The organism is Acinetobacter sp. NigerLNRRAM0016, from assembly GCF_054112845.1.
The window spans coordinates 85,277-102,362 of the sequence record NZ_JBSYVT010000012.1; the positions used below are offsets into that span (position 1 = coordinate 85,277).

Sequence of the window (17,086 nt, forward strand, 5' to 3'; positions counted from 1 at the left end):
TGACTCTTATTTTGAAGAAAATTTTTCGATGAAGAATGGTACCACATCGGCAATTGCGACTTCAGACTGCTCTGCAGTAGCCAATGCTTTAACAGCAAGCTGCTGTGCTTCCCACTCACGCTCACCCAAGATCAAGGCATAGATTGCACCTGATTGATCCGCCTTTTTCATTTGGCTTTTCATGGAACCTTGAGAGCCTACTTTTAAGCGTAATGGGCTTTGTGCAGCTTCTAACTGGTTACGGAAGTTTTCCGCCAAGACCAACGCTTTACCTTGAGATGCAGGATCTGCCACCAAGAAAATTTCGCAATCACGCACTGGCGATGCTTCTTCCACTTGTTCTAGAAGCAGCAATAAACGCTCCATTCCCATGGCAAAACCAACGGCTGGCACAGATTGATCTGCTTTACCTTTCAACTGTCCCACCAGACCGTCATAACGACCGCCAGCACATACCGTGCCTTGTGAACCCAAATGGGTCGTGGTCCATTCAAATACGGTTTTGTTGTAATAATCCAAACCACGAACCAGTTTCTGATTAATCACAAATTCAACGCCAGCATCGCTCAAATATTGCTGTAACTGTGCAAAATGCTGCATGGTGTCTTCTTTCATGAAGTCATGCAGTTTCGGTGCATTTTCTAGAATTTGCTGAGTACGTGCATCTTTAGAATCTAGAATACGCAGTGGATTGGTGGTTAAACGGCGCTGTGAATCTTCATCCAATTCATCTTTATGCGCAGTTAAAAATTCAACCAATGCCGCACGGTATTCTGCACGCTCATCGGTTTCACCCAAAGTATTCAGTTCTAAACGAACTTTGTCGGCTACACCCATTCGCTTCCATAGACGCGCAGTCATGAGAATCAATTCAGCATCAATATCTGGCGTCGCTACACCAAAAGTTTCCACACCAAACTGGTGGAATTGGCGATAACGTCCTTTTTGCGGCTTTTCATAACGGAACATCGGTCCAATGTACCATACACGTGGTGTCGCACCGCGAAGCAAGTTGTGCTCCAACATGGCACGCACACAGCCCGCTGTCCCTTCTGGACGTAGGGTCAACGACTCTGGTGGATTACCCTTGTCAAAAAAGGTGTACATTTCTTTTTCAACAATATCAGTAGCATCACCAATAGCGCGTTTAAACAAACCCGTTTGTTCAACCATCGGCAAACGGATTTGTTGATAGCCATAGGCATCCATTAACGATGCTAAATGTTGCTCTAGACGTCTCCAAGCAGGTGTTTGCGTTGGAAGGATGTCATTAAAACCTTTGATTGCGACGATTGAACTCATGATGAACTACGAATGATCTCTTTAGATTTAGCTTCTTCAAGCTCTTGAACACGTTGACGAACCATTGTTTCGATTTCATCAACTAACTGTTTGGTATCAATTAAATGGCTTTTCTCACCATTACGATACACAAGTGAACGTGGACTTGCCCCCACCACGCCAATATCCGCCTCTTTGGCTTCACCTGGACCATTCACTTTACACCCAATAACGGATACATCCATTGGGGTACGAATGTCTTCCAAACGCTCCTCGAGGTCTTGCATGACTTTAATGACATTAAATTCTTGACGCGAACAACTCGGACAAGCAATAAAGTTAATGCCATTAGAGCGTAAGCCTAATGATTTTAAAATATCAAAACCGATTTTGACTTCTTCTTCAGGTTCTGCCGCCAAGGAAATACGCATGGTATCACCAATGCCTTCCATCAACAGACCACCCAAAGCAATCGCAGATTTAACCGAACCCGTACGGTAAATTCCCGCTTCAGTTACCCCTAAATGTAGAGGATTATCAATTTGCTGAGACAGCAAACGATACGCATCCATGGTCAAAAACACATTCGATGCTTTGACCGAAACTTTGAATTCATGAAAATTCAAACGGTCTAAAATATCAATATGGCGCATTGCCGATTCAAGCAAGGCCTGACCTGTCGGCTCACCATATTTCTTTTGAATATCTTTCTCTAATGAACCCGCGTTTACACCAATCCGCATGGAAATATCATGATGACGTGCAGCCGCCACCACTTCACGAATTTTCGCTTCTGAACCAATATTGCCTGGATTGATCCGTAAACAATCCGCGCCCATGTCCGCCACTTTTAATGCGATCTTATAATCGAAGTGAATGTCCGCAACCAAAGGCACTTGTACGCGCTTACGGATTTCACCAAAGGCTTCCGCAGCTTCCATGGACGGTACAGAAACACGCATGATGTCAGCACCTGCATCTGCACAACGCTGAATTTGCGCAACAGTCGCATCGACATCACAGGTTTCGGTATTGGTCATACTCTGAATGCTGATTGGGGCATCGCCACCAACATACACAGAACCCACACGAATTTTGCGGGTCGGACGACGTTTAATCGGGTTTACTATCATGATTATTTACTCTGGCACCATTAACGAGATAAACGGAATTCTGCTTTCCCATTTACCGTATATGGTGACAATGAAATCTGCTCATTGTTCAAGCTTAATGACACTGCGGATGCATCATCCAAACGAATCTGGAATGGTGATTCACCATTTAACGTCAAGGTGCTGGCTTGACGACCTGTCGCCAAAACTTTACCTGTCGAATCCACAATATGAACTGAGGTCGGGCGGTTAAAATTCAAGACCAGTTGATCACCAGAAACTGCAGTTGCACCACCAACAGACAAGACTTCAACTTCAGATTTGCTTGCATCTGCAGCACTACCTTCAGAAGAACTGCTCGACGACGTCCAGTTTTGAATGGTCCCGACGATTGCAGCCAAAATTAATAGCACCACAATTGCAATCACTGAACGCTTTAACCACTTACGGTTACGCTCACTTTTTGAACCTGGCAGTTTGCCCATAATCTTGATTGGAGAGTTGTCCAAAGCATGGTTAGGCACCATGCCCGTATCATTGGCATAGATTTCATCGAAACGCTGGATGAGTGAGGTTGCATCAACATTCAAATACTTTGCATAAGTACGATAGTAACCTTTAATAAAGGTTGCTTCTGGCAAAGATTTATATTCATCTTGCTCTAATGCAGTCAAAGTTTTTACAGGAATTTTTAAATCTGCAGCAACTTCACTTAATTCACGCTTTTGGGCAATACGTTTTTGGCGTAAGTATTCTCCAGGACGCTGGACATTTCCTAATGCATTAGGTACTACGCTTGAACCATTCGATTGCGGTGAATTAGGATTTACTTCCATACGGCCTCAGTACTGTACTGTAATTGCAAATAACGTGTGTATTCTTGGCTATCTGGGAACAATGCACGCAGTTGGTTCACCAACACTTGCATGCCCATCTTATCGCCATTGGCTCGCGCAATACGGATACCAATCCACAATGCACGTGCACTCTGATTTTTCTGCCCAACCAGACGAACAAATTGTTCATATAACTGTGTTGCAGCAGGAATTTGTTGTCTTAAATAAAATATTTCAGACAACTCTAACATTGAAACATAAGAATTCGGATTTACTTGTAAAGCTTGCTTGAATGATTTTTCAGCATTTGCTGTATCACCCAACTTTAAGTAAATACGCCCTAAATTTTCCAATGCTTTAAATCGCTGATCATAACCTAGGGTCGAACCCGCGATTGTCAATTGTTCAATTGCTTCATTATAACGTTCTACGACGTATAAATACGTACCATAGTTGTTACGAGCTTGCGCATTTTTCGGATCTGCGGAAATAGCACGTTTAAAATGTGTCTCCGCTTTTTCCATATTGGCTGGACTGCCTTCTTGCTGCAACAGCACACCCATCATCATATTGGCGGTAGAATCTCGTGGTTCCATCTCCAATGCCTGATCCAGTGCACGCTTTGCTGCGTCCAAGTCACCCTTACGGATATATTCTGCTGCCAATTGTGTACGAACTTCTACTGCTTTCTCAGGGTCTTTTTTAAAGCCTGGTGCCGATGAGGTGGTTGTCGTAATACACCCCACCAACGACATTGAAAGACAAAACATTGTAATACTTGCAAATTTGTAGGTGGGTTTACGCAATTGACAGCCCCTTTATTATCCTTTTGAGCGCAAAATCTCATTCCGCTCAGCCACTTTTTTCTTCCACTGCTCTGCACGACGTGTACGATCGGCCACCTGACCAACCAACTGTCCACATGCAGCATCAATATCATCACCACGTGTCTGACGAATCGTACACACAAATCCAGCGTCAGACAAAGTTTTTTGGAAAGAAATAATACGGTTACGACTTGAGCGCCCGTATGGTGCGTGTGGAAATGGATTAAAGGGAATTAAATTAATTTTACTTGGTAAATTCTTTAACAATTTCAATAGCTGTTGTGCATGTTCAGGTTGATCATTCACCCCATCCAGCATCACATATTCAATGGTGACATGACGGCGTGCACTTTCATTACCATCTTTCGCCAAATAGCGCTGACATGCTGCAATCAATTGATCCAACGGATATTTTTTATTAATTGGTACCAATTCATTACGTAATTCATCATTTGGTGCATGTAATGAAATAGCCAATGCCACATCAATGTCTTGTGCCAATTGGTCAATTTTCGGCACGACACCCGAAGTTGATAGTGTCACACGACGTTTCGACATACCATAAGCAAAATCGTCGAGCATTAGCTGCATCGAACTTAATACCGCGTCGTAATTCAGTAATGGTTCGCCCATACCCATCATGACAACGTTAGTCACTGTGCGCTCGCGTTCTGCAACTGGCACCTCTTCCATATAGGAGTAGTTTGCCATCCACAATTGACCAATAATTTCTGCAGGCGTTAAATCACGCTGGAAACCCTGTTTACCTGTAGAACAGAATGAGCAATCCAATGCACAGCCGACTTGTGAAGAAATACACAAAGTTTTACGCGCACCTGTTTTATCTTCAGCAGGAATAAGTACGGTTTCGACCAATGAACCAGCACCATCACCTACACGGAATACCCACTTACGGGTTCCATCTTTAGAATAATTACGGTGTACCACTTCTGGCGCTTTAATTTCACAAACGCGCTCTAATTTTTCACGTAACTTGCCCGAAATGTTGGTCATTTCAGCAAAATCGGTCACGAAGTATTGATGGATCCACTTCATCACCTGTCCTGCACGGAATTTCTTTTCGCCCATGGCTTCAAAGAACTGTTCCAGTTCAGCACGTGACATGCCCAGTAAATTCACTTTTTCCACAGCAGATTGCGGTGTTGGAGTGGACAAAGATTGTTGCGATTCATCAGAAGTTGCAGATGAAACGACCACTTCAGTACTCATGTGTAATTACCTAAACCATGTCGAAGATAGAAGAAGATTGCTCAATATCCAAGCAAATAAAATTCAAGAGAATAAAAAAAACCAGATAAGCAGTATAACACTTATCTGGTTTGAAGTGTCTCGATTAACGAGTGCGTGGGCAAACTTCAGTTTGAGCGAAGAAGTAGTTTACTTCGCGATCAGCAGATGCAACTGAGTCAGAACCATGAGCAGCATTTTCGTCGATGCTTACAGCGAAATCAGCACGGATTGTACCAGGAGCAGCTTCTTTAGGGTTTGTAGCACCTAAGATTTCACGGTGAGCAAGAACTGCATTTTCACCTTCAAGAACAGATACAACAACTGGACCAGAAGTCATGAACGCAACTAAGTCAGCAAAGAAACCACGTTCTTTGTGTTCTGCGTAGAAACCTTCAGCTTCAGCTTGAGAAAGGTGTTTCATTTTAGTCGCAACGATTTTAAGACCAGCTTTTTCGAAACGAGCAAAGATGTCACCAATGTGGTTTTTAGCTACTGCATCTGGTTTAACGATAGATAAAGTACGTTCAATAGCCATGATCGGCTCCTTAAGTCAAATTAGACGTGAAAATTTTGCCGCATTATACCGAATAATGAGCAATTATCAGCTTATGAAATGTAAAAAAACTGGATTTTTTCGATGTGCTGCTGGAAAAGCGTGGATTAGCTGGCTTCGTCAATCCAAGCCATTTGAATCGCTTCAAGCAAACCTTCTGTAGATTTATTCGGATCATCAGCAAAATCAGGCAAAGCACATACCCACGCATGTAAGTCGGTAAAACGAATCCATTGCGGGTCCACATCTGGATGTGCTTCATATAATTCAATCGCGATATCCATGGTATCGGTCCAACGTAAACCCATGACTGTTCCTAATCTATGCTATGACTGCGCTACTTTAACAAATTTTAACTGGTCTGAAAAACGGCTCAGTATCTTTCAAACTACAAGACCAAACTAAACATCGGTGCACAAGCAATAACCACTGCTGCCACACTTGCTCCAATAATGGCACCAACTGCGACATCACTTGGATAATGCAACCCCAATACCATACGCGACAATGCCACCAACACAGTGAACGGCAACATCAGTACCAATAAAATTGGCTGAACCGAACCAATCACCACACTGCCCATCACTGCATGTAAGGTATGTCCTGATGGAAAGCTAAAATGATCTAAAGGGCGTTCACACAAACGAATCACTTGATGAACTTGATAAGGCCGTGGACGCACCGTTTTAGTTTTTAGAATTTTATAAATGGCTGTGCCCAGCAAAGAACCGACAATCAAATACAACATTTGCACACTATAAGATAAACCCTGCAAAATCCACAGGCTCATCAACATGATGTACCAGAAAACACCATCACCTAACCGGCTAATCAATTTAAAAAAATGTGCCACTCGCTCTGAATGGGAAAAATGGTTCAGATATAAACAGCCTTTTAAGTCGAGATCGAGCATTTTTATTTTTGCATTCTTAAAATTCATAATTTCTCTCCTCAAGCTTTTGTTTTGCTTATGCGATCATTCGGGTTTCCTTTGCCACTTGATATAAAGCCTGCTCCAATTGCATGACAGGTAGGTGCCAGCCCATTTCCATCACTTTAATTCGAGCACGCTGTCCCATGCTGTTGAGTATGTTTGGACGGGGTAAGTGCTGCATTTGTGATGAGAAATTATTTAAATCACCCAGCGTGCTTAACCATCCTGTATTGCCATGCTCGATGTGAGCATGTGCACATGCATAATTATAAGCCACCACAGGTAAACCACTAGCCATCGCTTCCAAAACAACGTTACCAAAGGTTTCGACTTGGCTAGCGAATACAAACACATCAGCACTTGCATATACACTTGCAAGATTCTTACCAGTTAAGCTGCCCGTAAAAATCACACCATGTGCCAACCCCAATGCTTCCAGTCGCTGGCGGTCAGGTCCATCGCCCGTGATCACCAATTTGTACTGTTTTTCATCTTGTTGTTGCATACATATGAAGTTACGAATCAGCACATCAATTTCTTTTTCGGGGGATAACCGTCCCACGTAAAGCATAACAGTTGTATTACTATCTGCACCCCAAGTGCACCGATATGCTTCAGAGCGGTAAAGAGGAGAAAATTGCTGAGTATCCACCCCTCGTCCGACTACAACCAACGGACACTTGATACCAAATTGCTTTAATGCCTTTTCGGTATCTTTGCTCGGAACACAAGTCAGTTGGGTATTGTTATGAAACCAACGTAAATAATGCTGTATCGGTTTTATTAAAAATGCCAAATCAAAGAAGCGACTAAAATCCTGAAAAGGCGAGTGAAAACCACTCGATACAGGAATATCTCGACTTTTGGCAGCATGCAAGGCTGTAAGCCCTAATGGTCCTTCTGTCACGACATGTACCACATTGGGCATGAACTCATCCAGAGCATTAGCAACCTTCAAAAACTGTGGCCAACCAAATTGCAAGCTTGGATATTTAGGAATACTTTGGGCTGTAACCAAACATTCTTTGTTCGGCATAAAGTCCGCACATGATTGAGTCTGGCTGGGGCGAATCAGTAAGATTTTATGCCCTTGCTTTTGCAACCCTTTACAAAGCTGCATCAGGGATAAAGCCACTCCATTCACTTCAGGTGGCCATGTTTCTGTGACGATTGCAATTTTTAACCGTGGGCGAACCAGATCTTTTAAAACACTTATTTCTTCTACGCTGTTTTTGTTTTTTTGTAATTTGAAATAAAACTTAAAGCTGTCTGGAAAATCTTGTTGTTTTAGCAGGCCCACAGTGGATATGTAAGACATATAACACCTATTGCTTGATTTTCTTCTAGCTTAGATGTCTTTGTTTACAGTTTGATGATTATTGTTTGACATTCCCATGAAATACAAAAGGGAGATAACATTTACCTCCCTTTTGTTGATCATTTACAAAACCTAAAGGCTTTACAACGAAATTAAAAATCCACATTAACATAGATTCGGTCACGATAAACTCCTGCAGGAACGCTATATAAAGGATTCTCTTCGAGTTGAGCTGAAATTATATACTTCTGATTAGTTCCTGCTTTTTGTCTCATTTGAACCCCCCATAGATTTTCACTCGCACCTCGAATATTCATTTGGGTTTTGACTTTATAGGGTCCATTCGATACATAACTTGACCCACTCGCATTTAATAAGTTCTGACTTCGGAATGAAATCGAATAACTGCGATCACAAGAAACGTTAAAAGATGTAGCAGTCTGACTATGATAGTAGTTTGCTAATTTCATTTCAGGGGCAGAAAAACCACTAACCGAACATCCTGCCGCATAAACCGCACTACAACTCATAGAAATTAAGCAAGCTAAAAAAATTGGTTTCATACCAACCTCCTATTACTTACAAACTAAATTGATGACTTGTGCATCATTGCTATTATCAATTTGAGTCTGCGAAATACTGAAAGATGTATTACAAGTTTTTCCCTCCTGCATTACGAGTTTTAAATCATATTTTACTGGTTTTGAAAGATACAAATAAACTAAACCATTACTATCAATAAAGTAACTTTCATCCTCATTACCATTAAGTTTTACAACTGTCCCAACAGGAAAATTCTTATTATTTGAATCTTTTAAATTAACTACAAATTTCTTAGTTTTTGCAACTTTGAAATCTAGAATATACCCCCTTTGATTTAATGCACTTAATTTCTGTACTGGCTGTTCAAAAGTATAATCCAAAGGTAACTGATTTTGATCATAAGAAATGTCATAATTAATATAAGGAATAATATCATGTACAAAAAGATATCCTTTGTCATTGGTTTTACCAACAACTGACAATGACCTTAATACATCTACATCTTTCATACCATCAATATTAACCAAGGCAAAAGCATTATCCACATATTTTGTTGCTGACAGCTTATTACCTAAAAGAACTGTTGCTCCACGATATTGAGCTTGAGTTACTTTATTATTTGTATATTCATCATAAGATGCTCTAAAATCACCAATATTAGTTTTATACAAACCATAACCATGATAATTAAATTCACTATCAATATTTGAAACAGCAACTGAGTAATCAAGACCATTTTGCAACAAGCTATTTTTAGAATAACTTAATACCGTCTCACCATTATCTGTACTATGCTCTAAATCAATATTCCCTCGAGTATCCCAATTATAACTAAGAACTATGTTAAAACTATCATCACCATCTTCAAAGTTTTTAAAATAATTCAGACTTGTGTATAAATTTTTAGTCAATAATTTTTGAACTCCTATGTTTATAATTTTACTGTCAACAGACTCAAAGCCATCAACTTTATAATTTTTATTGTCAACATAACTTAAATTAAAACCATCAACAAATCCAAGATTAGAGAAATTTATATAGGCCAGATTAGATATCTTTGTATTAAAATCATACTCGTCAAAACCCAACTGTTGAAACTTTTCAGTGTAATAACGAGTGTTTAAACCAAAAGACCAAGTTCCAAAATTTCTACTTACAGAAGCTGAAGCAGCATGTCCAATGTCTCCATTATAATCACTCACTGCATATGCAGTATCAAGTAAAGCAAACTTACTAACACCCTGAGTCCACATAAAACTTATATTGCTTACATCTTTTGAGTAGGTTGCATCAAATCCTAAGGTTGTGCTTGCAGCAACTCCACGGCGGAAAAACACTTTTGAAAAGAAATCACGATAATCACTATCATCTTCATCGTAGTTATATCTTAGCTTACCTAAAGAAACATCATATTCATTCAAACCTACACGCAATAATTGACTACTAATATAGATAGGAAAACTCTGTACCGTTTGATTTCCCAAAATATCTTGCACAACAACTCTCGCTTCACCTGCTTGGTCAATCGTTGCTCCTGTTTGCAAAGAATAATTACCAGGTGTCACTGACTGCTTATATAAGTTCACACCATTAATATATAAATCTACTGTTGAGGGTAATGCAGCACTTCCTTGTAAAGTTGGCATGTTCCAATATACAAAATCTGGACGATCTGTATAGTTTGTACCAAAACTGATCCCTCCATATCGGAATGAGTTTGTTAATGAGTTATAAACACTCGTATTATCACCAATTCTTAATTTTAAATATTTTTCAGGAAACTCTAGTTCAAACAATGAACTGACACGTAAAAACTGCTTTTGCCCCTCATCTGGAGAGTCTTTATACAAAATTGCATTATTCAATAACCAGTAGTCTTTAAAAATACCAATTTCTGAATAGGCATTAAAGTCATTTGAAAAATCATCTTTAGAATAAAAGAAATCATAATTAATAAACCCCCCAAAATTTGCTCTTGCTGGGGTAACAACTACGCTCTCATAATTATTATCTTTAAAATAAGATGCAGGTAAGTCAATTTTAATTGCCTGAAGTGCATCATCTTTTTGAAATTTTATATCGGAACCACGCATTAAACAGAAACCATCTTGATCATGGTTCTTTACAAATTTGGAAGGATCAACACCTAATTCATTTAATGTTTTACATTCTATATATTCACCATCCTTAGTGACTAATAGTACTGTTTCAATATTTCTATCTACACCATTTAACCAAACATTTACAATTAGTGCCCCTGCATCCGTTTCTGCTAATGAATCAACATTTGCTTGCGCAATCCCAACTGCACTAAAAAAAACAAGAACAACTCTAAAACATTTCATAGAATCACCCTCAGAGATTTAATATTCTAATAAATCTCCATCTTTATCAGTTTTAATTTTCACTTTTATTTTATCATTTGGTTTATTTGATAATTCACCTAAATCAAATGTATATTTTTGTCCAACAAGCAAATATCGATTAAAACTTTTCTGTAATAATTCCTTATTCTGACTATCTACCAATCGAATATCTGTAATTTGTACATGTGATTTTGCAATATTTTGAATATCGACCATCATATTATTATTTATCGTTTTAAGTTTTACATCCAGATTAGTTTTATCTTGTTTACCTACAAATAAAGGTAATGAAAAGTTAAACTGAAAATTTATCGCCTCATCATCTGCGACAGGAGTAACTTCATTAAAAATAACACGCCAGGTTTTTTCACGGTCTAGTTCAGTAGCTGTAAATGGTTGACTAAAGCCAACACGAACAATTTGTTTACTTTCTGGCTTTAATTCAAAAATCTTAGGATTGAATAAAATGTTTTTTTCTTCTTCAAGGACATCCTCTCCTTTTTCATTTTGACTCCATTTTACCGCAGATAATTCAAAAATTTTAGAACGATCAAAATCAGAACTTTCCACAATTACTGTGGTACTTCTCTGTTGCTTATTTTTATCACCTAAATAAAGTTGTACTGGTGTAAACTTAATGCCCGCAAATAAAAAATTACTTAAGCTACTTAAAATTAAGAATAAAATTATTTTTCTCATATTTATTACCTTTTAAAATTATTATAGTGGTGCATGTTATGCACATACACCACTATTCCCTATTTTTATTTAGAATGCAACAGCTACTTTATAAGTCCCTTTATAGGTACCCCAATGTGCCATGTCAGACACTGCACTTACAGTTTCAGCTTTTACTGTAAATGTTCTAGTTGATGAGGTATAAGGAAGTACTGCTCCAGTGTAATTGAATAAACCAAGTTTAGTATCAACATTCACTGGAATTTTTTGTGAAGCATCTATTTCATTATCTAAAGTAGATGGTTTAGTGATGTTGAGGCTGTATGGTGCATTTGCACGGACATCGAAACCAGATTGTCCACTCCATTTACCACCTACAAGATTTTTTTGCATTACGATTTTTGATTTATCGATGTCTAAGTCACAGTGTTTTTCAACAAATAATTCTATATCAATTTTACCATCACATTTAGTTCCACAACCATGTTTACCAGTCTTATGATCACCTCCTCCACCAAATGATTGCGTACTGACATCTGGATCAGCTAAAACCATCGTTGAACACATACCCAAAACCAATGCTGCCAAAGCAGTTTGCACTTGTAGTTTCATGGCCCTATCTCCATTTCTATTTTTTAGAAGTTGTTTTACATTTATTAAAAAACAGCACCTTACATAGAATTATTTTCTTATAATCCGTTTTATCGTAAGTGCATAGTTATCTTATTCAATATTTACAATGAACCATTATTTAGTGATAATTCACATGAATAAATAAATATTAAAATTTTTATAAAAATAAAATTAATCAGCATGTTTTTTATTTGATTGCAAAAAAATAGGGATATCAGTAAAACCAATAAAAAATTAATATAATGTTACAAATTATTTTAAAATACTGTTATCTAATAAGTATATAATTTGTTTCAATTTACCCATTGTTACACAATAACTATAAACAATAACAAAATAATCTACTTTTTATTGATACAAATCACATTTTTTATAATAAACAATAATTAAGATACAAAATATACCAATAAAAAGATAAATTACACAAATTCCAATATTTATGATAACAAAGCAAAATCACCAATTATTTAATTAATCTTACAAATCAAATTATTAGTTTTTAATAGTGAATTTACACATACTATGTTCGATATTTTTACCAATATCAGATAAAAAACTAAACATCACCTTAAAGATGCAATCTGTTCACTTATCCCTTGTAATTTTCATTATTCATGGGCTTGTATAGTTCTTCTGGTTTAAATTATTAGAATGAATTTAATTCAGTTAAGCATTCAGATAAAAAAACCTGCCAAAATACGGGTTATATTATCTATCGATCAGTCGATGACAGAACATTGGCTTTTTATTTTTTATGTTTTTTCTATTTAAATTTGAGATAAAAGCTCTGCTTTAAACAAACTACGAGGTAAACAACAACTACCCACAATAAAAAACCCTTGTAAAAACAAGGGTTTTTAAAGATTAAACTAAATCTTAGTTTTTCTCTTTATCAACAATCTTGTTTGCTTGAATCCAAGGCATCATCGCACGTAATTTAGCACCTGTTACTTCAATACCGTGTGCTGCATTTTGACGACGACGAGCAGTCATTGATGGGTAGTTCAACGCACCTTCGTTAATGAACATTTTCGCATATTCACCAGATTGAATACGTTTAAGTGCATTACGCATCGCTTCACGAGACTGTTCGTTGATAACTTCAACGCCAGTTACGTATTCACCATATTCAGCGTTGTTAGACACTGAGTAGTTCATGTCCGCAATACCACCTTCGAACATTAAGTCAACAATTAACTTAAGTTCGTGTAAGCATTCGAAGTAAGCCATTTCTGGTGCATAACCCGCTTCAACCAAAGTTTCGAAGCCCATTTTAACCAATTCAACTGCACCACCACAAAGAACTGCTTGCTCACCGAATAAGTCAGTTTCAGTTTCTTCTTTAAATGAAGTTTGGATGATACCTGTACGACCACCACCTACGCCAGAAGCATAAGAAAGCGCTACGTTACGCGCATTACCAGAAGCATCTTGGTGGATTGCGATTAAGTCAGGAACACCTGAACCACGTTGGTATTCTGAACGTACAGTGTGACCAGGTGCTTTTGGTGCAACCATGATTACGTCTAAGTCTTTACGTGGAACAACTTGGTTATAAAGAACAGAGAAACCGTGAGCAAATGCTAAAGTTGCACCTTCTTTGATGTTTGGTTCAATCACGTCACGATAAAGTTGAGATTGGAACTCATCTGGAGTCAAGATCATAACCAAGTCAGCTTGAGCAACAGCCGCTGGAACTTCAGCAACTTTAAGACCGGCATTTTCAGCTTTTTTCCAAGATGCTGAACCTGCACGTAAACCTACAGTTACGTCTACGCCAGAATCTTTCAAGTTAAGCGCGTGCGCGTGACCTTGTGAGCCATAGCCAATGATCGCTACTTTTTTGCCTTGGATGATAGATAAGTCACAGTCTTTATCGTAAAAAATTTGCATTGTTGTCTCCGCTAGAATGCTATCTTTATGCTTCACTTATTCACCTTTTACCGAGCACCCTATCTATGCGGTTGACTCAAAATGATGTGTGAATAAGTGAGTCGTTAAAATTTAAATTAGATGGTTAAAACTTTTTCGCCACGAGCAATACCTGACACGCCTGAACGCACAACTTCTAAAATTGTGTTTTCTGCCAAGGCATCAATAAAGCCGTCGATTTTTTCAGTCGTACCCGCAATTTGGATGGTGTAAGTTGTTGGTGTCACATCAACAATCTGTGCACGGAAAATATCCGCAGTACGCTTGATTTCAGCGCGCGCCGAACCGAGTGATTTGACTTTAATCAACATCAACTCACGTTCAATGTGTGCCCCTTCAGATAAGTCCACCACTTTGACCACTTCAACCAATTTATTCAGCTGCTTGGTGATTTGCTCGATTTTGTGATCATCACCATACGTGGTCAGAGTCAAACGTGACAAGGTTGGGTCTTCAGTTGGTGCAACATTCAGGGTTTCAATGTTGTATCCACGTTGTGAGAATAAACCTACCAAACGAGAAAGCGCACCAGCTTCATTTTCTACGAGTACAGAGATAATATGTCTCATGACGTGCGCTCCCCTTTACCTAACCACATATCTTTCATCGACTGACCTGCAATAAGCATTGGATAAACATGCTCGGTACGGTCAACCATGACATTAATGAATACACATTTGTCGTTAATCGCCATCGCTTCTGCAAGCTTGGATTCAAGCTCATCTGCGTGGTCAATTTGAATGCCAACGTGACCGTAAGCTTCCATAAGTTTGGCAAAGTCAGGCAATGACTCTACATAAGAACTTGAGTGACGGCCTTCATAGTTCATGTCTTGCCATTGTTTTACCATACCTAAAGCACGGTTATTCAAGCAGAGAATTTTTACATTTAAGCCATATTGCTTACAGGTAGAAAGTTCTTGAATACACATCTGAATTGATGCTTCACCCGTAATACACACCACTTGTTGGTCTGGGAATGCAAGCTTCGCTGCCATTGCATATGGCAAGCCTACGCCCATTGTCCCTAGACCACCCGAATTAATCCATTGACGTGGACGGGTGTATTTATAATAAAGCGCACCAAACATTTGATGCTGACCAACATCTGAAGTAATGATTGCCTGACTGTTGGTAATTTTGTCTAATGCTTCAACCACCTGTTGCGGCTTCATTGAACCATCAGTTGGTTTGTCATAATTCAAACCATGCACTTTGCGCCATTCATTAATTTGTGACCACCAAGCTGCCATTGCTTCAGGATTTGGTTTTGACACATTCATTTGTTTGAGCTGTGCCAACATTTCCTGAAGTACAGGCTCTACTGCACCTACAATTGGAATATGCGCAATAATGGTTTTTGAAATGGTTGCTGGGTCAATATCAATATGAATGACTTTGGCATTTGGACAGAATTTTGCAGGGTTATTGGTGACACGGTCATCAAAACGCGCGCCAACACACAAGATCACATCTGCATTGTGCATGGTCATATTGGCTTCATACGTACCATGCATGCCCAACATACCAATGAACTGCTCATCGTTACCTGGGAAAGCACCCAAGCCCATCAGGGTATTGGTGACTGGGTAGCCCAATAAATGCGCCAATTCAGTCAATAATGCAGAAGCATTACCTTGAACCACACCACCACCTGTATAAATGACAGGACGCTTGGCATTAATCAGCTCGTCAATGGCTTTACGAATTTGACCTGAGTGACCACGATGCGGCGGTTGATACGAACGCATTTTCACTTTTTCAGGATATTCGTAAGCAAACTTTTCTGCTGGGTTGGTTGCATCTTTAGGAATATCAACAACAACAGGGCCTGGACGGCCGCTTGCTGCAATATAAAATGCTTTTTTGATAATTGCAGGAATTTCACTTGCATGACGCACTTGGAAACTGTGTTTCACGATTGGACGTGAAATACCTACCATGTCGGTTTCTTGGAATGCATCTTCCCCAATTAAATGCGAAGCCACCTGACCAGACAAAATCACCATTGGGATTGAGTCCATATAAGCGGTTGCAATTGGAGTAACGGTGTTGGTTGCGCCTGGGCCTGAAGTGACCAGCACTACACCAGTTTTACCTGTAACGCGTGAGTAAGCATCTGCCATATGACCAGCAGCTTGTTCATGACGTACGAGATAATGATTGATTTTGTCTTGTTGAAAAAGCGCATCGTAAATGTGTAAAACTGCGCCGCCTGGGTATCCAAAAACATGTTCAACGCCTTCGTCCGCTAATGCGCGAACAAGCATTTCACCACCAGATAAAAGTTCCAACGTGATTCACCCTAATCTTTTATCACCGCTTGATGGGAGACATCAGCAGTGTTCATTCATTAATTGTCTGCACTGTTATAGCACACATATTTCATAGTTTTCATGGCAATAGGAAAAAAATCCGACCCGCTTGCTGTTTGAGCAATATGGGATCTAAAACATGTTGGGATAAACATATTTTTATTTGCTTTGTTCACCATCTCGGCTAGAGATGACGCCCATTGCATGACGTAACACTTCTTCGAAGGGTGATCGAGAGAAGGCACATAAAACTAAAGACAGCATTTTTCTTGTTTAACCTGTTGTTGTCAAGTTGAAAAAACAGCTTTTTTTTGATTATTTACAGACCGTGTGTTTTTTAGGCAAAAATAGTCTTTTTGCACACTGCGTCAAACATTGAAATAGCTCTGATGAATTTCAACCACTATTTCTCTATCTCTATAATTTTTAGATATTAAATTCATCAGATATTTAGTACTTTTCTGTCAGAATCTCTTGTTCAAAATAAAAATCAACCTATACTATTTTG

The 17,086-nt window shown here is 38.9% G+C and carries 16 protein-coding genes; all 16 read right to left on the reverse strand.

What is annotated here, in order from left to right; all coding sequences use genetic code 11:
- Nucleotides 1-6: 6 nt before the first annotated feature.
- The 16 genes from hisS to ACWQ4X_RS09800 all read right to left on the reverse strand — a co-directional run bounded on the left by hisS (nt 7) and on the right by ACWQ4X_RS09800 (nt 16,557).
- Complete coding sequence (hisS, locus tag ACWQ4X_RS09725) at nt 7-1,302, reverse strand: histidine--tRNA ligase (protein WP_457903497.1); 1,296 nt, start codon at nt 1,300-1,302, stop codon at nt 7-9.
- Nucleotides 1,299-2,414 (reverse strand): flavodoxin-dependent (E)-4-hydroxy-3-methylbut-2-enyl-diphosphate synthase, encoded by a 1,116-nt coding sequence (ispG, locus tag ACWQ4X_RS09730; protein WP_161934347.1) that lies wholly within the window; start codon nt 2,412-2,414, stop codon nt 1,299-1,301. Before ispG ends, hisS begins: the two co-directional genes overlap by 4 nt.
- Before the next feature lie 20 nt (nt 2,415-2,434).
- Nucleotides 2,435-3,229 (reverse strand): helix-turn-helix domain-containing protein, encoded by a 795-nt coding sequence (locus ACWQ4X_RS09735; protein ID WP_457903498.1) that lies wholly within the window; start codon nt 3,227-3,229, stop codon nt 2,435-2,437.
- Nucleotides 3,220-3,984: a type IV pilus biogenesis/stability protein PilW gene (gene pilW / locus ACWQ4X_RS09740; RefSeq protein WP_161934427.1), complete on the reverse strand. Its 765-nt coding sequence runs from the start codon at nt 3,982-3,984 to the stop codon at nt 3,220-3,222. The genes ACWQ4X_RS09735 and pilW overlap by 10 nt, the downstream gene beginning before the upstream one ends.
- Nucleotides 3,985-4,050: 66 nt before the next feature.
- Complete coding sequence (rlmN, locus tag ACWQ4X_RS09745; RefSeq protein WP_457903499.1) at nt 4,051-5,286, reverse strand: 23S rRNA (adenine(2503)-C(2))-methyltransferase RlmN; 1,236 nt, start codon at nt 5,284-5,286, stop codon at nt 4,051-4,053.
- Nucleotides 5,287-5,410: 124 nt separating this feature from the next.
- Complete coding sequence (ndk, locus tag ACWQ4X_RS09750; protein ID WP_016166212.1) at nt 5,411-5,842, reverse strand: nucleoside-diphosphate kinase; 432 nt, start codon at nt 5,840-5,842, stop codon at nt 5,411-5,413.
- A gap of 125 nt (nt 5,843-5,967) precedes the next feature.
- Entirely contained in the window at nt 5,968-6,168 is a 201-nt protein-coding gene (gene iscX / locus ACWQ4X_RS09755) for a Fe-S cluster assembly protein IscX (RefSeq protein ID WP_100242009.1), read from the reverse strand.
- An 80-nt stretch (nt 6,169-6,248) separates the two neighbouring features.
- Nucleotides 6,249-6,800 carry a phosphatase PAP2 family protein gene (locus ACWQ4X_RS09760; protein ID WP_142767780.1) on the reverse strand — a complete coding sequence of 184 codons (552 nt, stop codon included), beginning with the start codon at nt 6,798-6,800 and terminating at the stop codon, nt 6,249-6,251.
- Nucleotides 6,801-6,828: 28 nt separating this feature from the next.
- Nucleotides 6,829-8,112 carry a glycosyltransferase family 4 protein gene (locus tag ACWQ4X_RS09765; protein WP_457903500.1) on the reverse strand — a complete coding sequence of 428 codons (1,284 nt, stop codon included), beginning with the start codon at nt 8,110-8,112 and terminating at the stop codon, nt 6,829-6,831.
- A 152-nt stretch (nt 8,113-8,264) separates the two neighbouring features.
- Nucleotides 8,265-8,675, reverse strand: coding sequence for a hypothetical protein (locus ACWQ4X_RS09770; RefSeq protein WP_016166216.1), 411 nt, complete (start codon nt 8,673-8,675; stop codon nt 8,265-8,267).
- A gap of 12 nt (nt 8,676-8,687) precedes the next feature.
- Nucleotides 8,688-11,000 (reverse strand): fimbria/pilus outer membrane usher protein, encoded by a 2,313-nt coding sequence (locus tag ACWQ4X_RS09775; RefSeq protein WP_457903501.1) that lies wholly within the window; start codon nt 10,998-11,000, stop codon nt 8,688-8,690.
- A gap of 18 nt (nt 11,001-11,018) precedes the next feature.
- Entirely contained in the window at nt 11,019-11,720 is a 702-nt protein-coding gene (locus tag ACWQ4X_RS09780) for a fimbrial biogenesis chaperone (protein WP_457903502.1), read from the reverse strand.
- Between the two features lie 69 nt (nt 11,721-11,789).
- On the reverse strand, nt 11,790-12,311 hold the full coding sequence (locus tag ACWQ4X_RS09785) for a hypothetical protein (protein WP_457903503.1): 522 nt from the start codon (nt 12,309-12,311) through the stop codon (nt 11,790-11,792).
- An 897-nt stretch (nt 12,312-13,208) separates the two neighbouring features.
- A complete protein-coding gene (ilvC, locus tag ACWQ4X_RS09790; RefSeq protein ID WP_100242003.1) occupies nt 13,209-14,225 on the reverse strand; it encodes a ketol-acid reductoisomerase in 1,017 nt (338 codons plus the stop codon).
- Nucleotides 14,226-14,341: 116 nt separating this feature from the next.
- Nucleotides 14,342-14,833, reverse strand: coding sequence for an acetolactate synthase small subunit (ilvN, locus tag ACWQ4X_RS09795; RefSeq protein ID WP_004697653.1), 492 nt, complete (start codon nt 14,831-14,833; stop codon nt 14,342-14,344).
- Entirely contained in the window at nt 14,830-16,557 is a 1,728-nt protein-coding gene (locus tag ACWQ4X_RS09800) for an acetolactate synthase 3 large subunit (RefSeq protein WP_457903504.1), read from the reverse strand. The genes ilvN and ACWQ4X_RS09800 overlap by 4 nt, the downstream gene beginning before the upstream one ends.
- Between the last annotated feature and the right edge of the window lie 529 nt (nt 16,558-17,086).